Consider the following 226-nt stretch of genomic DNA (forward strand, 5'->3'; position numbering starts at 1 on the left):
TGGCGCACGCACCCGAGCGCCTGCATGAGGAGATCACCGCCGATTACAACGGCATGATCTATGCCACGACCCCCGAGCAGATCGCCACCCGGCGCAGGGCCTTCATCCGCAAATGGCGGCTCAAACATCGCGCCGTGGCCGACAGCCTGGAGGAGGCTGGCGAGCGGCTGTTCACCTTCGCACGTTTGCCGCCGAGCCAGTGGAAGAGCGTGCGCACCACCAATGC

The 226-nt window shown here is 65.9% G+C and carries 1 protein-coding gene; it reads left to right on the plus strand.

The window, feature by feature from the left end:
- Positions 1 to 226 (plus strand): transposase (locus tag AS156_RS46245; RefSeq protein WP_245312937.1); only part of this gene is annotated, 226 nt, incomplete at both ends.

Source organism: Bradyrhizobium macuxiense (assembly GCF_001542415.1).
Lineage (GTDB): Bacteria > Pseudomonadota > Alphaproteobacteria > Rhizobiales > Xanthobacteraceae > Bradyrhizobium > Bradyrhizobium macuxiense.